Source organism: Streptomyces sp. NBC_00104, assembly GCF_045160825.1.
Taxonomy (GTDB): Bacteria; Actinomycetota; Actinomycetes; order Streptomycetales; family Streptomycetaceae; genus Streptomyces.
In genome coordinates, this window is sequence record NZ_CP108215.1 from 3,465,237 (window position 1) to 3,483,343 (window position 18,107).

Below are 18,107 nucleotides of genomic sequence, written 5' to 3' on the forward strand. Positions count from 1 at the left end.
TGTCCCGGCCCCGCCTTGGTTCATCGCGCCGCGAGGGTGGGAGCGATGCTGGTTGTCACCTCGCTGCGGTCAGACGCCGATCGGGTTCCAGCCGTCGGTGCCGGCCAGGTACTTCTGGGCGGTGTATTCGGCCGCTTCGGCGGCGGTCAGCTGTGGTGACTCCGAGCCGGTGCCGGCTCCGGGGCCGAAGTTGCCGTACTCCCTGAAGGACCTCGGCGTGAAGCCGCTGATCACCCGCCGCGGCACCGAGCACGGCTCCGGCCTGGGCAAGCAACGCTGGGTTGTAGAGCGCGCGTTCGCCCACCTGCACTGGTTCCGCCGACTGCGGATCCGCTGGGAGATCCGCGACGACATCCACGAAGCCTTCCTCACCCTCGGATGCGCACTCATCTGCTGGCGGCGACTGCGCGCTCCGGTGACCGATGCCGTGGGCTAGTTAGCCGCTGCTAGCCGGTTAAGAACTTCCTCGGGGGTAAAGCTCCAACCGACCAGGCGCGGCCCGCTCCAGTTGATGCCGATCACGAGTCCATCCCGGGCGGCATCTGGCAGTAAGCGATCGCACCAGGTGTCCAAGGGCATGGACTCAACGCGGAGCCCACGCCCCCAGATCTTTGCTGCCCTCTGGGCACGGGGCGAGGTCGACCAGAAGGGAAGACTTCGCGTGCCGTCCGCGGAGAGGTGAGTCGGGCTTCCGTCATCATCCCGAACAAGCCAGACCACTCTGCTTTCGCGGACGTCTCGGAAGAATGCCGCCGCTTGCGAACCGCTCTGACTCATGGCCACCGAGCCTACCGTTCCCCAACAGCCATTTCGTTAGGAGTTCTAAGCGACCGTGAGCACGATCTTGCCCTGGATGTGCCCTCGGGCGGCGCGGGCGTGCGCGGCTCGGGCATCCGCGAGCGCAAACGTGCTGTCGATCGCGACGCGGACCGTGCCCGCGTCGAGCAGGCGCCCCAGTTCGGCAAGCTGCGTGCCGTTCGAGCGGACCTGGGCGCTGGAGACGGTGACGCCCAGCTTCGCGGTCTCTTCTTCGTCGAAGTCCCCGGGGAGCACGGGGAACTGGGAGCCGCCGGGCTTGAGCGTACCCAGGAAGCTCTTGCTGTCGGGGCCACCGACGGTGTCGAGAACGAGGTCGACGTCGTGCACGAGTTCCTCAGGGCGACTCTTGGTGTAGTCGATGAATTCGTCGGCGCCGAGCTCGCTCAGGAACGTTGCATGCGCGCCCTATGCCACCGCGATGACACGTGCGCGGAGGAACGCCGCCCCCGGGCCCGTAGCCAGAGGAACGCCGCCCGCGGGCCCGTAGCCGGAGTCGTCGCGCATGCGGACCAGCGAACTCGGCCACGCGACGCTCCGACGGGGGTGAGCCTCCGGCACGACCAGCCGGCCGACTCGGTCGGACGCGGATGGGCCAGTCGCTTCAGCGAGAGGGGCAGGCGAGGTCCGAAGACCCCGATGGTGCGCTCCTCTTCGGGGCCGGCGGTTCAGGACGACGCCGGAAGGGAGGAGAGCGTGCCGTCGGACTGGTGGAGGTGCTCGCACAGGACGGCACTGTCCGCTTCGAGTTCGGCGTTGCGCCGGCTGACGGCCCGGTCACGCTTCTCCGCCAACGGGGCAGGTCCACGCTGCTCATGGGTCCGACGCGGCTTGGTCATCGCAACACCCTCAGGGTCCGGCGCCTGCCTCCTAGAGCGCGTCCACGGCGCTCACCTTCCAGCCCTCGGAGGTGCGGGTGAGCGTCATCCGCACCCGGTTCAGATCCACGCGGGATCCCGTGACCTGGGTGCTCGTGGTGACCTGGTTGACGAACAGCAGGATGACGGCCTTGTCCGGTCCGGCCGACACGACGGACGCCGCAGGCCGGCCACCGTCTGCGGGTGCCGTCACCGTCGCCTTCACCACGCCGTGGTACTTCCTGGCGGTCGGTCCGACGACGGTCGTCGTGGTCCTGCGGTACTCGTCGCGAAAGGCGCCGGTCAGATGGGTGCGGGCCCGGGCGAAGTCCCGGTCGAGATGCCGGTAGTCGTACGACAGGACGACGGGCGCCGCCTTCCGCGCGGCCGCGAGCGCCTCTCCCCGCGCCTGTTCCGCGCGCCGCCCCTCCCGGTACTGCCACCCGAGCACGACGAGGGCGACCAGACCTCCCACGAGCACGACGCAGAGCGCCATGGTGAGCAGCCGTCGCCAGGGCCGTCGTACGGACGGGCTCTCCTTCGGCACGTCCTCGGACTCAGGCACATGGTCCGGCTCCGGTGCCGGCTCCGATGCCAGCGCTGGCTCCGGTGCCGGCTCCGATGCCGGCTCCGGCGGGTCGTCCCACCCGCCCGGAGCATCGATCACCACCGTGCGCCCGGAGTACCGCTCCTCGGCCCGTGGTGGCGCCTCGTTCGCGGGGTGTTCCACGCGCCGGGTGCGCTTGGCCGCCGCGCGGGCGGCCGCGGTCATGGTGCGGCGGGCGGGGGAGCCGGCGCCGCGGCCTCGCGAGGTCGTGTTCACCACGGTGTTTCTCCTCAACTCTGGTGCCTGCTGTTCGAACGGGAGGCCGGTCGTCAGCCAACGAACTCGACGTCGGAGGTCAGCCAGCGGCCGTCCTTGAGTACGAGGTCGAGTTGGAGCCGGTACGTGCGCGCCTCTCCGTCGGGCACGGCGGTGTTGGTCACCTTGCTGTCGGCGACGACCAGAACCCGGGCGGAGCGGGCGCCGGACCGCACGATGCCCGCTTCGAGGACCTGTCCCTCGGACACGGACTTGTTCTCGGCGACCAGTTCGGTCAACTGCTCGGTCTGCGCGGCGAACTGCTCCTTGAAGTCGCCGGTGGCGCTCTTGAGCACGTTCCCGCTGTCCCGGTCGTAGTGGCGGTAGTCGAGCGAGGTGAAGTTCAGCGCCGACTGCCGGGCCGCCGCCAGGACGTCCTGCCGCCGCTGCTCCGCCGCGCGCTGCCCCGACAGCCCGACGGCCAGCCAGACCGACAGCGCGGTCGTCAGGACGGTCGCGACGACGAGTCCGGCGGACAGCGCCCTACGGCGCCCCCGCGTCCCACTGCCGACGCTCATGCCATCGGTCTTCTCAGCGCCGACGTTCATGCCATCGGTCTTCTCAGCGCCGACGTTCATGCCATCGGTCTTCCCACCGCCGACGTTCATGCCATCGGTCTTCCCACCGCCGACGTTCATGCCATCGGTCCGACGAGTAGCCATTGCCACGACTCCTTTCCGAAGACGGTCTGTTCGCCGCCCGTCGAGCCGATCTCGACGGGTGTCCCGTCCGGACCGGTGGCCGTGCCGGTGTCCGGGTCGTACGGGGTGACGTACGGGGTGACGTACGCGGCCCGTTCGGCGCCGTACGGCTCCGCCGGCGCGCCGGGGGCGTTCTGCGCGCCGCGCACCGAGGTGTCGCTGCCGCGCGGCGCCGTGCAGCGCGCGTCGGTGTTCGCCGGGCGCGTGCTGGTGTCGGCGGGGTCGCGCCGCCGTGTCCCGCCGTACCCCTGGGTGCACGGCGGCGGGTCGTCGGCGCCCAGGACGAGGCCGAAGTGGGTGGTGCCGTCGCCCGGGACGACCGTGTAGCTGCCGGCGACGACGAGCGGGAAGGTGACCAGGGCCTGTTCGACTCCGGGCAGCCGCGCCACGGTGACCTGGCCGCCGCTGACGAGGTTGGCCAGCAGGACCGGCAGATGCGGCTCGGTGGACTTCAGCAGGGAGTTGACCTCCTGCGCGGCGGGCGCCGCGTTACCGATCAACCGGCGCAGGTCCCCGTCGCTCGACTTCAACTCCGCGGTGAGTGCCGCCAGATCGCGGGAGAACGACTTGATGGCCGAACCCTGGTCGGACTGTGTCTTGAGTACCGTCCTCGAGTCCTCGATCAGCGAGATCGTCTCCGGAAGCGTGTCGGACGCCGCCTCGACGAGTTCGTTGCCCGAGTCCACCAGCCGGCTCAGTCGTGGCCCGGTGCCGGAGAATGCCTTGCCCAACTCGTCGACGGTGGTCCGCAGATCGTCCTTGCCGACCGAGTTGACCAGCCGGTCGAGGCTGACGACGAGGTCGGTGGTGGGCAGCGGCACCCGGGTGCGCTCGCGCGGTATCGGGCTGCCGTCGAGCAGGTACGGGCCGCCGGTCCGCCGCGGCTGCAGATCGACGTACTGCTCGCCCACCGCCGAACGGTTGGCCACCACCGCCAGGGTGTCGGCCGGAATACGGGGTGCGCCATCCTCGATCTCCAGGGCCACCGACACCCCTGAGCCGGACAGCCGCAGCTCGCCCACCCGGCCCACCGGCACCCCTCGGTAGGTGACCTCGGCCCCCGAGAAGATGCCCCCGGACGCCGCGAAGTCGGCCCGCACGGTGTAGCCGCGGTCGAGGACGTCGTCCACCAGGCCCGTGTACTCGGCGCCGACGTACGACACCCCGACGGCGGTGAGGGCGACGAAGGCGAGCAGCTGGGCCTTGACCGTACGGGTGATCACGGCTGTATTCCCTTCAGCATGAGCTCGGCGAGCGCGAGGTCGATCCCCGCCGGGAGGCGGCCGGAGTCCCCGCGGGGGCCGTAGCCCGCGGTGCACACCGGCGGGCACAGCAGGTCGTCGCCGTCCGTGGGCGCCGAGGGCTCGACCGGAACCTCCGGGGCCTTGGGCAGCGCGGTCGGCGTCGGGACACCGGGCACGTCCGGGAGATCCGGGAGGTCCGGGAGGTCCGGGGTGTCGGGGCCGTCGTCCCCCTCATCGGAGCCGCCGGGCTCACCGGGCTTGTCCGTGACGTTGCCGTAGAGGCCCGCCAGGTCGAGGTCGGCGGTGACCGCGAGGTTGACGTAGTCGCCCTCGACGGCGTCGACCACGTTGCGCGGGAACGGATAAGTGGTCAGCAGTTCGAGGGAGTTGGGCAGGTCGTCGCCCGCCTTGTTGAGCTGCCGCAGAATCGGTTTCAACTGCTTGAGGTTGGCGACGGTGTCGTCCCGCGAGGCGTTCACGACCCGCGTGCCGGTCTTGCTCAGCTTCGACAGGGCGGTGAGCATCCGCGTCAGGTCGCGGCGCTGGTCGGCGAGGACCTTCAGCGCGGGCGGCAGCGTGTCGACGGCCTCGGCGATCGTCTTCTTCTCCTTCTTCAGCCGCTTGGCCAGCCGGTCGATGCCCTTGAGGGCGCGGACGATGTCGGCGCGCTGCCCGTCGAGGCCGCCGAGGAACGTGTCGAGTTCCGTGAGCAGGGACCTGACCCGGTTCTCACGGCCTTCCAGGGCCTTGTTGAGCTCCACGGTGATCGTCTTGAGCTGGGCGACGCCGCCTCCGTTGAGGAGCGCGGACAGGGCGGACAGCACCTCCTCGATCTCCGGGTTGCGGCCGCTGCGGGACAGCGGGACGCGGTCGCCGTCGCGGAGCCGTCCGACGGGCGCGGTGCCGACCGGCGCGGACAGCGCCACGTACTTCTCGCCGAGCATGCTGGTCTGGCGGAGATCGGCGACCGCGTTGGCGGGCAGCTTCACCGAGTCGGCGACGCGCAGTCGCACCCGGGCGTGCCAGCCGACCAGTTCCACCTTCTCGACCGCGCCCACGGTGACGCCGTCGACCTTGACCGCCGACTGCGGCACCAGGTCCAGTACGTCCCTGAACTCGACCGTGACGTGGTAGGCGCGGCCGTCCGCCGCCGCTCCTCCGGGGAGCTGGATGTCGTACCAGCCGTTGAACCCGCAGCCCGACAGCAGCAGCGAGCCGGCGGCCGTCCACGCGACCATCCGTCCCCTGCGCGGCACGCTCGCGTCTCGCCTCGTAGGCGGGCTCATGCGTCGGCTCATGCTCGGGCTCACGCGTCGGCTCATGCTCGGGCCTCCAGGATTCCGCCGAGCGTGCGGTCGACCGTGCCCGTCGTGGCGGGGGCCGTCGGTACCTCGGGCAGGGAGTCGAAGAGCTTCTCCAGCTCCGCGCAGTCGGGGTTCTTGCCGCCCTCGTCCCCGGTCGTCTTCAGAAGGGAGCACAGGAGGGACGCCGGGTCCTGCGGCTCCTCGGGGTTGTTGCGGGTGTCGAGCGTGCCGGCGGAGGCGTTGTAGGCGTTCTGCAGGTTCGACAGACCCGCGGGGGCGACCTCCAACAGCTCCTCCAACGCGGCGCGTTGGGTGACCAGGACCTTGGTGACCTTGCTGAGGCCCCGCACGTTCGAGGTCAGCGACTTCTTGTTCTTCTTCACGAACTCCGACACGTCGCCGAGTGCCGCACCCAGGTGCTCCAGCGCCGCCGCGAGGTCCTTGCGCTCTCCGGCGAGCTGCTCCGCCACTGTGGCGAGGCTGCCGTTGAACGACCGCACGCTCTCGTCGTCGGCCGCCAGCGCGGCCGTGAACACCTGGAGATTCTGTACGGTGCCGAACAGGTCACCCCGCCCGTCGGACAGGGTGGTGACGGCCTGCGAGAGGTCCTCGACGGTCTGGTTGAGGTTCTCGCCCTGGCCTTCGAGGTTGTCCGCGCTCACGCCCAGCAGCCGCGACAGCGAGCCGTCCTTGTTCGCGCCCTTCGGGCCAAGCGCCTCGGACGTGGTGTGCAGGCTGTCGAAGATCCGGTCCAGCTCGACGGGGACGGCCGTGCGCGACTCGGGAATGACGTCGCCGTCCCGCAGCACCGGGCCCCTGCGGTACACCGGCAGCAGCTGCACGTAACGGTCGCTGACCACCGAGGAGTTGATGATGGCGGCCTGCGCGTCCGCGGGCAGCCTGCGGCCCTCCTCGTACTCCAGCTCGACGCGCACCCGGCCGCCCTCCGGCGTGATCCGCTTGACCTCGCCGATGCGGACGCCGAGGACGCGGACGTCCGAGCCGGGGTAGATACCGACGGTGCGCGGGAAGTACGCCGTGACCCGGACGGCCTGGGGGCGCGGCCACAGGACGACGGCGAGCGCGGCGAGGACCGCGAGCGCGATGAGCAGTACCAGGGTGCGCGGGACGGGCGAGCGCCTGGTCATCGTGAGCCTCCCGTACGTGGCACCACCGGGGCGGCGACCAGGTTCTGGACGTAGGAGTCGAACCACTGGCCGTTGCCGAGGGTGTTGGTGAAGACCCGGACATAGGGCGCGAGCAGCTTGACGCTGCGGTCCAGGCTCGCCTGGTTGCGTTCGAGCATCCTGACGAAGGTGTTGAGGTTCTTGAGCGCGGGCCCGATCTCCTCCCGGTTGTCCTCGACCAGGCCGGAGAGCTCGATGCCCAGCAGGGCGGAGTTCTTGAGCAGTTTGTGGATCGCGGCGCGCCGCTTGCTGATCTCCTTGAACAGCTTGTCGCCGTCCTTCACCAGCGCGGAGAAGTCTTTCGAGTGCTCGGCCAGCACCTCGGTGACCCCGTTCGCGTGGTCGAGGAGCCCGCGCAGCGCCTTGTCGCGCGAGGCCACCGTCCGGGAGATCCGTGACAGTCCCTTGATGGAGGCCCGGACCTCCGCGGGCGAGTCCTGGAAGGTGGTGGAGATCGTGTCCAGCGCCTTCGCGAGCTGCTCCGTGTCGACCTCCTCCGTCGTGGTCGTCAGGTCGCTGAACGCCTGCACGACGTCGTACGCGGACACCGTCCGCCGCAGCGGGATCTCGCTGCCCGGCTCCAGTCGGCCCGGTCCCTTCGGGTGCAGCGCCAGGTACTTCGCGCCGAGGATCGTCTTGACCCGGATGGAGGCTCCGGTGTCGGGGCCGAAGCCGGGGTCGTCCTTGACCTTGAAGGTCACCTTGACGTGGTCGCCGTCGAGATCGACGTCCTCGACCTTGCCGACCTTGACCCCGGCGATCCGCACCTCGTCGCCCGGCTTGAGGCCGCCCGCCTCCGAGAAGGCGGCGCTGTACGTCTCGCCACCGCCGATCACCGGCAGGCTGTCGGCGTTGAACGCGGCCACGGCCAGCAGCGCGAGGGTGGTGAGCCCGACCGCGCCGACGACCACGGGGTTGCGGTCCCGGAACGGCTTCAGCCGCGGGCCGCCCGCCTTCCGGGGCAGTCTCAGCCTCGGCAGCCTCGGTGGCAGGACGCGCACCTTCATCAGGGGCTCGGGGCGTCGCTTCCCGCGCGGCAGGAGCCGCGGCTTCGGCAGTCCGAGCAGCCGCGACAGGCCGAGCAGCCGCTTCGGCAGGCCGAGCGGCTTCGACAGCCCGGGCAGCCTCGGTGGCAGGACGCGCACCTTCATCAGGGGCTCGGGGCGGTGGCGCCGCGTCCTGCGCGCCGCGATGCGGATCCTCATGCGCCGCACCTCGCCCGCGCCACGTGGAACTCGGGGGTGAGCACCTGCTCCGTCTTCGGCAGCACGATCCGGCCGTCGAAGTCGCAGAGGTAGAAGTTGAACCACGAGCCGTAGGACGCCGTCCCCGTCAGCTCGGTGAGCTTGTTCGGCAGCCGCTTCAGCACGCCCTCCACGGTCTTCTCGTTCCTGTTCAGCGTTCCGGTGAGCTCGCCCAGCTCGGCGATGTCGTCCGTCAGCGGCGGGCGGGCGTCGTGCAGGAGCCCCGACGTGGCCTCCGTGAGGTCGCCGATGCTCACCACGGACTTCCCGATGGGCTTGCGGTCGGTGGACAGTCCGGAGATCACCCGCCGCAGTTGCTTCAGCAGTCCGGAGAAACGGCCACCGCGCTCGTCGAGCGTCTTCAGTACGGAGTTGAGATTGTCGATCACGGATCCGATCAGCTCGTCGCGGTCGGCGAGCGTCGTGGTGAGCGACGCCGTGTGCGCGAGGAGGCTGTTCACCGTGCCGCCCTCGCCCTGCAGGGTTTTGATGATCTCGGTGGCGAGCTGGTTGACGTCGTTCGGGCTGAGCGCGGCGAACAGCGGCTTGAAGCCGTTCAGCAGCGCGTTGAGGTCCAGCGCGGGCTGGGTCCTGGACAGCGGGATGGTGCCGCCGGGCCGCAGCCGGGTGCTGTCGCCGGCGCCCTCGGTGAGCGCGATGTACCGCTGCCCGACCAGGTTCCGGTAGCGGACGACCGCGCCGGTACTGGTGAGCAGTGGACGGTCCGCGGTGACCGTGAAGGTGACCTCGGCCAGCGTCCGGTCCTTGATCCGGATGCCCTCGACCTCGCCGACCCGCACCCCGGCCACGCGGATGTCGTCGCCCTCCTCCAGGCCGGTCACATCGCTGAACACCGCCCGGTACGTGTCCTTCGGCGCGAAGGAGATGTTGACGATGGTGGCGGCGAGCAGGGCCGTCGCCAGGATCGTGACCAGTGCGAAGAGGCCGAACTTCACCAGCGGGGCGGCGGCTTGACGGGCTCCTGTGCTCCTCATGCGACGCTCACCGCCGTTCCCCGGGCCAGCGGGCCGAACAGCAGGGTCGCGACGGGCGGCACCTCGTCCGCCGGTACGCCCATGGCGGGGGCCACGAGCGAGCCCACGGCCCGCTGCTCGGCCTCGGTGGCGGACACGTCGACACCTGAGGGCAGGGCGCCGCCCGAACCACCGGGCGACGTACCGTCGTTGAGCTCCGTGTGGGGTGCGGGCACCTGTGGACGGGGCAGACCCCGGCAGTTCGGCCCGGACCGCTCGGCGTAACGCGGCTCCTCGCCGGGCTCGTACGCGGCCTGCGGGCGTACGACTTCGAGGGTGATCCGCATCCGGCCGCCCCGGAACGCCTCCTGGGACGCCTTCTCCTGACGGACCAGGCCTTCGAGGAGGCAGGGGTACTCGGGTGAGTAGCGGGCGAACAGCTCCAGGGTGGGCCGGGAGACCCGGCCCAGGGTGATCAGCCGGTCGCCGTTCGCGTCGAAGAAGTCCTCACCGGTGCCCGCGACGGTCGCCGTGGTGCGGAGCGCGGCGGCCAGCCGGTCCTTCTTCTCGACGATCGTGCGGCTGGTGGTGACCGTGTTCCGCAGGATCCGCATCAGGTCGGGCGCCGCGTCCCCGTACACCTCGGTGACATCGGCGAAGCGCGAGATGTCCTCCTTGAGGGACGGCAGATGCGGGTTGAGGCGGCGCAGATAGCTTTCGACGCGGGTGAGGTTGTCGCCGATCCGGTCGCCGCGGCCCTCCAGCGCGGTGGCGAACGCCGAGAGCGTGGCGTTCAGTTCGGCCGGCTCGACCGTGCGCAGCAGCGGCAGCAGGTCGTTCAGCAACCGCTGCAGTTCCATGCCCGCCTTCGTACGGTCCTGGGTGATGACGTCCCCTGCGCGGATGGGCCGGGCCGAGGAACCGCGCGGTGCCACGAGATCGACGTACTTCTCGCCGAACAGCGTCTTGGGCAGCAGCCGGGCGTGCACGTCCGACGGGATGGACGTGACGTACTCCGGCTTGAGCGCGATGTCGAGGGTCGCCTTCTCGCCGTCCGCGCGCACCGAGCGCACCTCGCCGACCAGCAGCCCGCGCAGCTTGACGTCGGCGCGCGGATCCAGCTGGTTGCCGAGGCTGCCGGCCTCCAGCGTGATGCGCACCACCGAGGTGAACGCCTGCTGGTAGACGGCCACGGCGAGCGACAGCAACAGCGCGAGCACGGCCACGAAGGCGATGCCGTACAACCGAAGTCTCAGTACTCTCATCGACCTCACCCCGCGATCCGTACGGTCGTGTTGGCGCCCCAGATCGCGAGGCTCAGAAAGAAGTCCAGGACGTTGATGGCGACGATCGACGTCCGCACCGCACGGCCCACGGCGACGCCGACCCCGGCGGGTCCGCCGCTCGCGTAGTAGCCGTAGTAGCAGTGCACCAGGATGATCAGTACGGCGAAGACGATCACCTTGCCGAAGGACCACAGCACGTCGACGGGCGGCAGGTACTGGTGGAAGTAGTGGTCGTACGTGCCGGTCGACTGCCCGTAGTAGACGGTGGTGATGGTGCGGGCGGCGAGGTAGGAGGACAGCAGGCCGATCACGTACAGCGGGATCACGGCGACGAAACCGGCGACCATCCTGGTGGTCACCAGGAACGGCAGCGAGGGCACGCCCATCACCTCAAGGGCGTCGGTCTCCTCACTGATCCGCATCGCTCCGAGCTGTGCGGTGAAGCCGGCGCCGACCGTGGCGGACAGGGCGAGCCCGGCCACCAGCGGGGCGATCTCCCGGGTGTTGAAGTACGCCGACAGGAAGGCCACGAAGTTGGAGGTGCCGAGCTGGTTGAGGGCCGCGTAGCCCTGGAGGCCCACCTCGGTGCCGGTGAAGAACGACAGGAAGGCGATGACGCCGACGGTGCCGCCGACGACGGCCAGCGCCCCGCGCCCGAAGCTCACCTCGGCGAGCAGCCGCACGATCTCCTTCTTGTAGCGGCGCAGGGTGCGGCCCGTCCACGCGAGCGAGCGGCCGTAGAAGGAGAGTTGGACGCCCAGCTCCTCCAGCGAGCGGAGCGGGCGGTCGAGGAGTCGTAGAGGTCGCATCGTCGGTTCCCTCAGCCCCTCTGCGGGACGACTTGGAAGTACACCGCGGTCATCACGAAGTTCGTCACGAACAGCAACATGAAGGTGATCACCACGGACTGGTTGACCGCGTCGCCGACGCCCTTGGGGCCGCCCTTCGCGGTGAGCCCCTTGTACGAGGCGACGATCCCGGCGATCGCCCCGAACACCAGCGCCTTCACCTCTGCCGCCCACAGGTCGGAGAGCTGGGCGAGGGTGGTGAAGGACGCCAGATACGCGCCGGGCGTGCCGTTCTGGAGGATCACGTTGAAGAAGTAGCCGCCGGCCACGCCCACGACCGACACCAGGCCGTTGAGCAGCACGGCCACCACCATGGAGGCCAGGACGCGGGGTACGACCAGCCGGTGGATCGGGTCGATGCCGAGTACCTGCATGGCGTCGATCTCGTCCCGGATCTTGCGCGCCCCGAGGTCCGCGCAGATCGCCGTGCCGCCCGCGCCCGCGATCAGCAGCGCGGTGACGATCGGCGAGGCCTCCCGCAGGACGGCGAGGACGGAGGCGGCACCCGCGAAGGACTGGGCGCCGAGCTGCCGGGTCAGGCTGCCTATCTGGAGGGCGATGACGGCCCCGAAGGGGATCGACACCAGGGCCGTCGGCAGGATCGTGACGCTCGCGACGAACCACGCCTGCTGGATGAACTCCCGCGCTTGGAAAGGCCGTCGGGGGATGGTCCGCACGACGTCCAGCGCCATCGCGAACAGGTTGCCCGAGTGCCGCAGCGCTCCGGTCGGCGACAGGCTCATGCTCCGGCCACCTCCTTCCGGTGCGATGCGGCCTCCCGCTGCGCGATGGCCTCCCAGCGGGGCGGCCTGGTGATGCCCGGACCCGGCAGCAGGCGGGGAGGCAGCTCCTGACTGCCGGGCGTCGTGGTGGGCTCGCCGTCGCCGAGCTGGGCCAGCTCCTGCTCGACCTGGGCGGCGTCCTTCTCCTCCGCCATGCCGATCGGCCCCTGCATCCGGCCGTTGAGGAACTGCCGTACGACGGGCTCGTCGCTGGACAGCAGCTTCTCGCGAGGGCCGAACATCACCAGCTCACGCCGGAACAGCAGTCCGATGTTGTCCGGCACCTGGCGGGCCGAGGCGATGTCGTGCGTGACGATCAGGAAGGTGGCGTCGATCTGCGCGTTGAGGTCGACGATCAGCTGGTTGAGGTAGGCGACGCGTACGGGGTCGAGGCCCGAGTCGGGCTCGTCGAAGAGGATGATCTCGGGGTCCAGCACCAGGGCCCGTGCCAGCCCGGCCCGTTTGCGCATACCGCCGGAGATCTCGCCGGGCAGCTTCTCCTCGGCGCCGATCAGCCCGACCATGTCCATCTTCTCCAGCACGATGCGCCGGATCTGGCTCTCCGACTTCCGGGTGTGCTCGCGCAGCGGGAAGGCGATGTTGTCGTACAGGTTCATCGAGCCGAACAGCGCGCCGTCCTGGAACAGCACCCCGAAGAGCTTCCGCACCTCGTACAGCTCGTGCTCACGGAGCTTGGTGATGTCCCGCCCGGCGACCTTGACCGAGCCGCGTTCCGGCTTCAGCAGCCCGACGAGCGTCTTGAGGAACACCGACTTGCCCGTGCCCGAGGGGCCGAGCATGACCGATACCTCCCCGGCGGGCAGCGTCAGCGAGACGTCCTGCCAGATGACCTGGTGGCCGAAGGACTTGGTCAGCCCTTCCACACAGATCTCGACACCCATCCGGTCCACCCTTCAGCCGTGGAGCAGCTCCGACATCTGCTCTACGGGGAGGGGCGGGGCGTCCGTCGCGACGAGGCCGATTTTTTTCGGACGGGTTTACGGACGGGCTCGCGGACGGTGTGCGGACGGGCGGCCCGACGGCCGGCCATGCGGCCTTATCGGCCGCCGGACCTGCGTGTCTACGGAAGCACGGTCGCGGTGGAGGGGGAAGCGGAGGAGGAAGCGGACGGTACGACGACGGAGGTGTCCGGAACCGACGACAACGGCGACACCGGCGACACCGAGGCAACGGCGGACTCGGCCGGCACACCGGGGGCATCCGGCACCCCGGGGATATGAAGTATGTCCGGGGTGTCCGGGGTGTCCGGGGTGTCCGGCAGCTCCGGCACGCTCGGAACCCCGGGGACGCCGGGAACGCCGGGCGCCGGCAGCAGCGGAAGCGGGGAGACCGAGACCTCCGGCAAGGGCGGCACGGACAGCGGCAGCATCGATCCGTCGTCGGACGCGGATCCCGCCGGACCGTCACCGGGAGCCCTCGACGCGGGCGACTCCTCGCGCGGCTCCGGCGCGCGCACCGGGCCACCCCCGTCGGTCGTGAGCGACTCCGAGGGCCCGGACACGGAGGGCCGCGGAGCCGCACCGCCTCCTCCCCCGCCCCCGTCGAGTGCGTACGGCAACACGAACCCCGCCACCGCCAGGGTCGCCGCCGTCGAGGCGACGGCCACGGCCTGTACCCTCCCGCCTCCCCGCGGCCGTCCGCGCCCGAGCAGGAACAGCACCACGCCGAGCGTCCCGGCCAGCGAGGCGCGCAGCGTCCGCCGGGCCCGGGCGAGCAGCGACTCGACGGTCCGGTAGCTCAGCCCCATCTCCGTGGCGACCTGGCCGACGTCCAGGTCCTCGGACTTGAGCCGCAGCGCCTCCGCCTGGCGGGCGGGCAGCTCCCCGCTGCGCACGGCCAGCCACTTCGCCTCGGCACGGTCGCACACCGCCTCCTCGACGGGCACCGGGCCCGGGGCGATCAGCGTGGGACTGGTGCGCACCTCGGCCTCACGGTTGACCTGCCGGTACCGGTCGACGCACAGCCGCATGGTCACGGTCGTCAGCCAGGCGCCGAGGCGCTCGTCGTCGAGGTCCGGGCGCTCGGCGGCGCGCAGCATCGCCTCGTGCACGGCGTCCTCGGCGTCCTCCGGGCTCATCGACCTGCGCCGGGCCACCTTGAGCAACTGCTCGCGGTGGCTCCACATGCGCTGCCAACGGTTGTGGTCCGCCTCTGTCCCAGCAGCCATGGCCGCCTCTGTCTCAGCAGGCATGTCCGTCGCCATGAGGGCCCCTTCGCGCTCACTCCGCCGTCTCGTGCCGTCCGGCGGGGGGCGACATTACCGCCCGGTATCCGTGGTTGTGGAGGGGGGCGGGCGCATCGTGTCCTCACTGTTGCTGGTCAGCGGGCCGGTACCGCGGGTGACCGGGGGACCGTGCCGGGCAGCACGTCGTCGCCGGGCAGCTCCACGCCCGGATCGGGTACGGGGACGGCCGGCTCCTCCTCCCCTCCGGCCGCCGGACGGGACGGGGCGGGAGAAGGGGAGGGCGAGGCGGGCGCCGTGGACGGCGCGGGGGACGGGCGCGCGCTCGGGTGCTCGGACGGCCTCGGCGAGGGTTTACGCGTGCTGCTCGCCCGTGGCGTCTCGGGGCGCGCGGCCGTCCCGGCGTCGCTCCGGTCCGGCACCACCCGATGCCCTGTCAGGAAGTACGCGTACCAGGCCCTGACCGTGCGCAGATAGGCCGACGAGTGGTTGTAACCGAGGACGGCCCGATCCAGGTCGGCGGGGTCGGAGAGGTCCCTCCCGCCCGCGCACAGATAGCGCCCGGCGGCGAGCGCCGCGTCGAAGACGTTGTTCGGATCGGCCCGTCCGTCGCCGTTGCCGTCCTTGCCCCAGCGGGTCCAGGTCGACGGGATGAACTGCATCGGGCCGACCGCCCGGTCGTACGCCGTGTCCCCGTCGTACCGGCCGCCGTCGGTGTCCCGGATGACCGCGAAGGCGCCGCCGTTCAGCCGGGGGCCGAGGATCGGTGTCACGGTCGTGCCGTCCGAGGTCACCCGGCCGCCGCGCGCATGACCCGACTCCACCTGGCCGATGGCGGCCAGCAACTGCCACTCCAGCCGGCATCCCGGTGCGGTGCCCGCGAGCTCCGACTCGGCGCGCCGGTACGCGGCGAACACGGTCGCGGGCAGTGCGCCGCCGGCCGGCCCCGCGGCGGTGTCCTCGTCGGACTTCCCGGCCCGCAGTGGCGGAAGCCGGGTGCGGTACGGGTCGTCGCCGGACACACTCGGCCCGTGCTCGGCGCGCGCCGCGTTCCGCACCGGCTCCGCGGCCTGCGCCGAGGGCCCCGGCGCCTGGGAGGCGGTCAGCGCGGCCATCGCCGCCGCGATCGCCGTGTATCTGGTCCCTCTGAATGCCCCTCTCGCCGTACCGACCGTCCTGAACAACATGCGCACCGCCACCTCGCGGCCCCTCCCTGTACGGATTCCGTCCTCTGCTCTACGCGGACGGTCGGTGCGTCCGTCGCCGGAGGAGGAGCACGCAGGGGAACAGTGTCGGCCGTCTCCCCGTAGTTCCGGCCGGCCTCGGCAGCAACTCCGTGGCCCCTCACGGGCAGCGGATTCAGTCCGCTGGGCCAAAGCCCAGCCCCTGATGAGACGTTTCCGCAGGTCAGCAGCCCAGCACACCTTCGGTGCGCGCCGGGCGGGGCTCGCAGATCAGCATGGCACCGAGGGGTATCCACGGGCCCAGAGCACGACCTGGGGCTCGACGACGAAGGAGGAGAGGGAAGCAAGTCGGAGGCCACCCAGGCGGCCGACCGCGAGCCGACCCGGGCCCTGAACCAGAAAAGAGCCGCGCACCGCCAGGGTCTCGCCGCCTCGAGGAGACCGACGCGCCCGCGCCCGATCTCGCACAGCCCGAGCGACAGCAAATACTTGGCCAGCCACATGTTTGCTGTTACGTTGGTTATGTGTCCAGCCACCTAAATGGGTGGTGGCGCGAGAGGAGTCGTCGTGAAAGCCATCCTGTTCGACCGTTTCGGAGGCACGGAAGTGCTGCGCGAGGCGGACATCGAGGTCCCACTGCCCGGCCCCGGGCAGGTCCGCGTCCGTGTCAAGGCGGCCGGGCTGAACGCGCTGGACGGCAAGATCCGCTCCGGGGCTCTGGAGGCCGTGTTCCCCACGCCGCTCCCCTCCGTCCCCGGTCACGAGCTCGCCGGCGTGGTGGACGCCCTGGGTGAGGGCGTGCAGGACGTGCAGGTGGGCGATGAGGTACTGGGCTGGTCGGACACCGGCGCGTACGCCGAGTACGCGCTGGCCACCACCGTGGCTCCCAAGCCCACCGACCTCGACTGGCAGCACGCGGTCGCGCTGCCGGTGGCGGGCGAGACGGCCGAGCGGGTCCTGAACCTGCTGGGCGTCGCCGCCGGGGAGACCATACTGATGCACGGCGCGGCCGGAGCGGTCGGAACCCTGGCGGTCCAGCTCGCCACGGCCCGCGGAGCGCGGGTCATCGGCACCGCCGGCCCCGCCAACCAGGAATACCTCGCCTCGCTCGGCGCCACCGCGACCGTGTACGGCGAGGGCCTGGTCGAGCGGGTCCGGGCGCTCGCCCCCGACGGCGTGGACGCGGTGTTCGACCTGGCCGGGAAGGGAGCCCTCGAGGACTCCATCACCCTGCGGGGCGGCACCGAGCGCATCGTCACCATCGCCGACTTCCGCGCGCATCAGCTCGGCATCACCTTCGCCAGCGGTGGCCAGGAACGCTCGGCCGCCCGCCTGGCCGCCCTGGCCCAGGACGCCGCGACCGGCAAGGTCGTCACCACCGTCACCGCCTACCCGCTCGCCCAGGCCGCCACGGCCCAGCAGGTCAGCGACGCCGGGCATGTCCGGGGCAAGCTCGTCCTCACCGTCGACTGAGCACGCCCGCCCCTACTTCCGCCACGCCCCCGCTCTCCCGATCACCACCTGTTCATCACCGCACCGAAGGACCCTTCATGCTGAACGCCCTGTGGACACCGACCACCGTCGGTGGCATCTCCCTCCCGCACCGCCTGGTCATGGCCCCGATGACCCGTGACCGCTCCACACCTGAAGGCGTACCGACCGAGCTGAACGCCGAGTACTACGCCCAGCGGGCCTCGCACGCGCTCATCATCACCGAGGGAACCCAGCCCTCCACGGACGGCCAGGGCTACCTCCTCACCCCCGGCATCCACAATGACGAGCAGATCGCCGGGTGGCGCAAGGTCACCGACGCCGTGCACGCGGCCGACGGCCGGATCGTCATCCAGCTGATGCACACCGGACGTATCGCCCACCCCGACAACACCCCGCACGGCCGTCAGCCGGTCGCCCCTTCGGCGATCCGGCCGCAGGGCGCGATGTTCACCATGTCCGGGCCCCAGGAGATGCCGGCACCCCGTGCTCTGTCGACGCAGGAGGTCGCGGCGACCGTCGACGACTTCCGCCGCGCCGCGGCGGCCGCCGTCGCGGCAGGCGCCGACGGCGTGGAGATCCACGGCGCCAACGGCTACCTGGTGCACCAGTTCCTGTCCGACAACACCAACCAGCGCACCGACCGCTACGGCGGTTCCCTCGACAACCGCATCCGCTTCGCCGTCGAGGTCGCCGCTGCCGTGGCCGACGAGATCGGCGCCGACCGCACCGGCCTGCGCATCTCCCCCGGCAACCCCTTCAACGACATCGCCGAGTCCGACACCGCCGAGCTGTATCCGGCGCTCCTGCGCGCCCTGAGCCCGCTCGGCCTCGCCTACCTCCACGTGATGCACGCGGGCGACGAGGAGCTGCTGGGCACCCTGCGCGCGCTGTGGCCGACCACGCTGATCCTCAACCGGGCCGGCACCGACCTGCCCACCCGCGCCAAGGACGTCGACAACGGCACGGCCGACCTCGTCTCCGTCGGCGCCCTCGCGCTCGCCAACCCGGACCTCGTCGAGCGGCTACGCTCTGACGCGCCGCTGAACACCCCCGACCCGGCGACCTTCTACGGCGGCGGAGTGGCCGGCTACACCGACTACCCCACCCACACCGTCTGAGGA

At 71.0% G+C, this 18,107-nt stretch carries 18 protein-coding genes and 2 pseudogenes; 3 read left to right on the forward strand and 17 right to left on the reverse strand.

Features of this window, described 5'->3' with window-relative positions; genetic code table 11:
• Window positions 1-69: 69 nt before the first annotated feature.
• Window positions 70-234 carry a hypothetical protein gene (locus OG272_RS15040; protein ID WP_327732398.1) on the reverse strand — a complete coding sequence of 55 codons (165 nt, stop codon included), beginning with the start codon at window positions 232-234 and terminating at the stop codon, window positions 70-72.
• Between OG272_RS15040 and OG272_RS15045 the strand changes: the two are divergent.
• Window positions 203-436: pseudogene (locus OG272_RS15045) on the forward strand (transposase); the annotation flags it as partial. The gene OG272_RS15040 and the pseudogene OG272_RS15045 overlap by 32 nt on opposite strands.
• Here the strand turns inward: OG272_RS15045 and OG272_RS15050 are convergent.
• From OG272_RS15050 to OG272_RS15125, 16 genes and pseudogenes are all read right to left on the reverse strand, one after another.
• Complete coding sequence (locus OG272_RS15050) at window positions 433-777, reverse strand: DUF2750 domain-containing protein (RefSeq protein ID WP_327729861.1); 345 nt, start codon at window positions 775-777, stop codon at window positions 433-435. The pseudogene OG272_RS15045 and the gene OG272_RS15050 sit on opposite strands and share 4 nt — an antisense overlap.
• Before the next feature lie 45 nt (window positions 778-822).
• Window positions 823-1,302, reverse strand: a pseudogene (locus tag OG272_RS15055) (zinc-binding dehydrogenase); the annotation flags it as partial.
• A 182-nt stretch (window positions 1,303-1,484) separates the two neighbouring features.
• Window positions 1,485-1,655, reverse strand: a complete 171-nt coding sequence (locus tag OG272_RS15060; RefSeq protein ID WP_327729860.1) for a hypothetical protein — start codon at window positions 1,653-1,655, stop codon at window positions 1,485-1,487.
• A 31-nt stretch (window positions 1,656-1,686) separates the two neighbouring features.
• Window positions 1,687-2,499 carry a hypothetical protein gene (locus OG272_RS15065; RefSeq protein ID WP_327729859.1) on the reverse strand — a complete coding sequence of 271 codons (813 nt, stop codon included), beginning with the start codon at window positions 2,497-2,499 and terminating at the stop codon, window positions 1,687-1,689.
• Window positions 2,500-2,549: 50 nt separating this feature from the next.
• Complete coding sequence (locus tag OG272_RS15070; RefSeq protein ID WP_405893618.1) at window positions 2,550-3,197, reverse strand: hypothetical protein; 648 nt, start codon at window positions 3,195-3,197, stop codon at window positions 2,550-2,552.
• A complete protein-coding gene (locus OG272_RS15075) occupies window positions 3,170-4,459 on the reverse strand; it encodes an MlaD family protein (protein WP_327729858.1) in 1,290 nt (429 codons plus the stop codon). Before OG272_RS15075 ends, OG272_RS15070 begins: the two co-directional genes overlap by 28 nt.
• Window positions 4,456-5,718: an MCE family protein gene (locus OG272_RS15080; RefSeq protein ID WP_327729857.1), complete on the reverse strand. Its 1,263-nt coding sequence runs from the start codon at window positions 5,716-5,718 to the stop codon at window positions 4,456-4,458. Before OG272_RS15080 ends, OG272_RS15075 begins: the two co-directional genes overlap by 4 nt.
• Before the next feature lie 80 nt (window positions 5,719-5,798).
• On the reverse strand, window positions 5,799-6,932 hold the full coding sequence (locus tag OG272_RS15085) for an MCE family protein (RefSeq protein WP_405893619.1): 1,134 nt from the start codon (window positions 6,930-6,932) through the stop codon (window positions 5,799-5,801).
• On the reverse strand, window positions 6,929-7,909 hold the full coding sequence (locus tag OG272_RS15090) for an MCE family protein (protein WP_405896023.1): 981 nt from the start codon (window positions 7,907-7,909) through the stop codon (window positions 6,929-6,931). The genes OG272_RS15085 and OG272_RS15090 overlap by 4 nt, the downstream gene beginning before the upstream one ends.
• A gap of 263 nt (window positions 7,910-8,172) precedes the next feature.
• The gene (locus OG272_RS15095) at window positions 8,173-9,210 is read right to left on the reverse strand and encodes an MCE family protein (protein ID WP_405893621.1); all 1,038 of its coding nucleotides are present in this window, start codon (window positions 9,208-9,210) and stop codon (window positions 8,173-8,175) included.
• Window positions 9,207-10,454: an MCE family protein gene (locus OG272_RS15100; RefSeq protein ID WP_326582992.1), complete on the reverse strand. Its 1,248-nt coding sequence runs from the start codon at window positions 10,452-10,454 to the stop codon at window positions 9,207-9,209. Before OG272_RS15100 ends, OG272_RS15095 begins: the two co-directional genes overlap by 4 nt.
• A 5-nt stretch (window positions 10,455-10,459) precedes the next feature.
• Window positions 10,460-11,284 carry an ABC transporter permease gene (locus OG272_RS15105; RefSeq protein WP_326582991.1) on the reverse strand — a complete coding sequence of 275 codons (825 nt, stop codon included), beginning with the start codon at window positions 11,282-11,284 and terminating at the stop codon, window positions 10,460-10,462.
• A gap of 11 nt (window positions 11,285-11,295) precedes the next feature.
• A complete protein-coding gene (locus OG272_RS15110; RefSeq protein ID WP_009313612.1) occupies window positions 11,296-12,066 on the reverse strand; it encodes an ABC transporter permease in 771 nt (256 codons plus the stop codon).
• Window positions 12,063-13,007 carry an ABC transporter ATP-binding protein gene (locus tag OG272_RS15115; RefSeq protein ID WP_326582990.1) on the reverse strand — a complete coding sequence of 315 codons (945 nt, stop codon included), beginning with the start codon at window positions 13,005-13,007 and terminating at the stop codon, window positions 12,063-12,065. Before OG272_RS15115 ends, OG272_RS15110 begins: the two co-directional genes overlap by 4 nt.
• Before the next feature lie 179 nt (window positions 13,008-13,186).
• Window positions 13,187-14,293: an RNA polymerase sigma factor gene (locus OG272_RS15120; protein WP_405893622.1), complete on the reverse strand. Its 1,107-nt coding sequence runs from the start codon at window positions 14,291-14,293 to the stop codon at window positions 13,187-13,189.
• Between the two features lie 152 nt (window positions 14,294-14,445).
• Window positions 14,446-15,495: a lytic transglycosylase domain-containing protein gene (locus tag OG272_RS15125; RefSeq protein WP_327750251.1), complete on the reverse strand. Its 1,050-nt coding sequence runs from the start codon at window positions 15,493-15,495 to the stop codon at window positions 14,446-14,448.
• A 564-nt stretch (window positions 15,496-16,059) separates the two neighbouring features.
• On the opposite strand from OG272_RS15125, the gene OG272_RS15130 reads away from it, so the two are divergent.
• Complete coding sequence (locus tag OG272_RS15130) at window positions 16,060-16,965, forward strand: NADP-dependent oxidoreductase (protein WP_405893624.1); 906 nt, start codon at window positions 16,060-16,062, stop codon at window positions 16,963-16,965.
• A gap of 77 nt (window positions 16,966-17,042) precedes the next feature.
• Window positions 17,043-18,104 (forward strand): alkene reductase, encoded by a 1,062-nt coding sequence (locus OG272_RS15135; RefSeq protein ID WP_327729849.1) that lies wholly within the window; start codon window positions 17,043-17,045, stop codon window positions 18,102-18,104.
• Window positions 18,105-18,107: the final 3 nt, after the last annotated feature.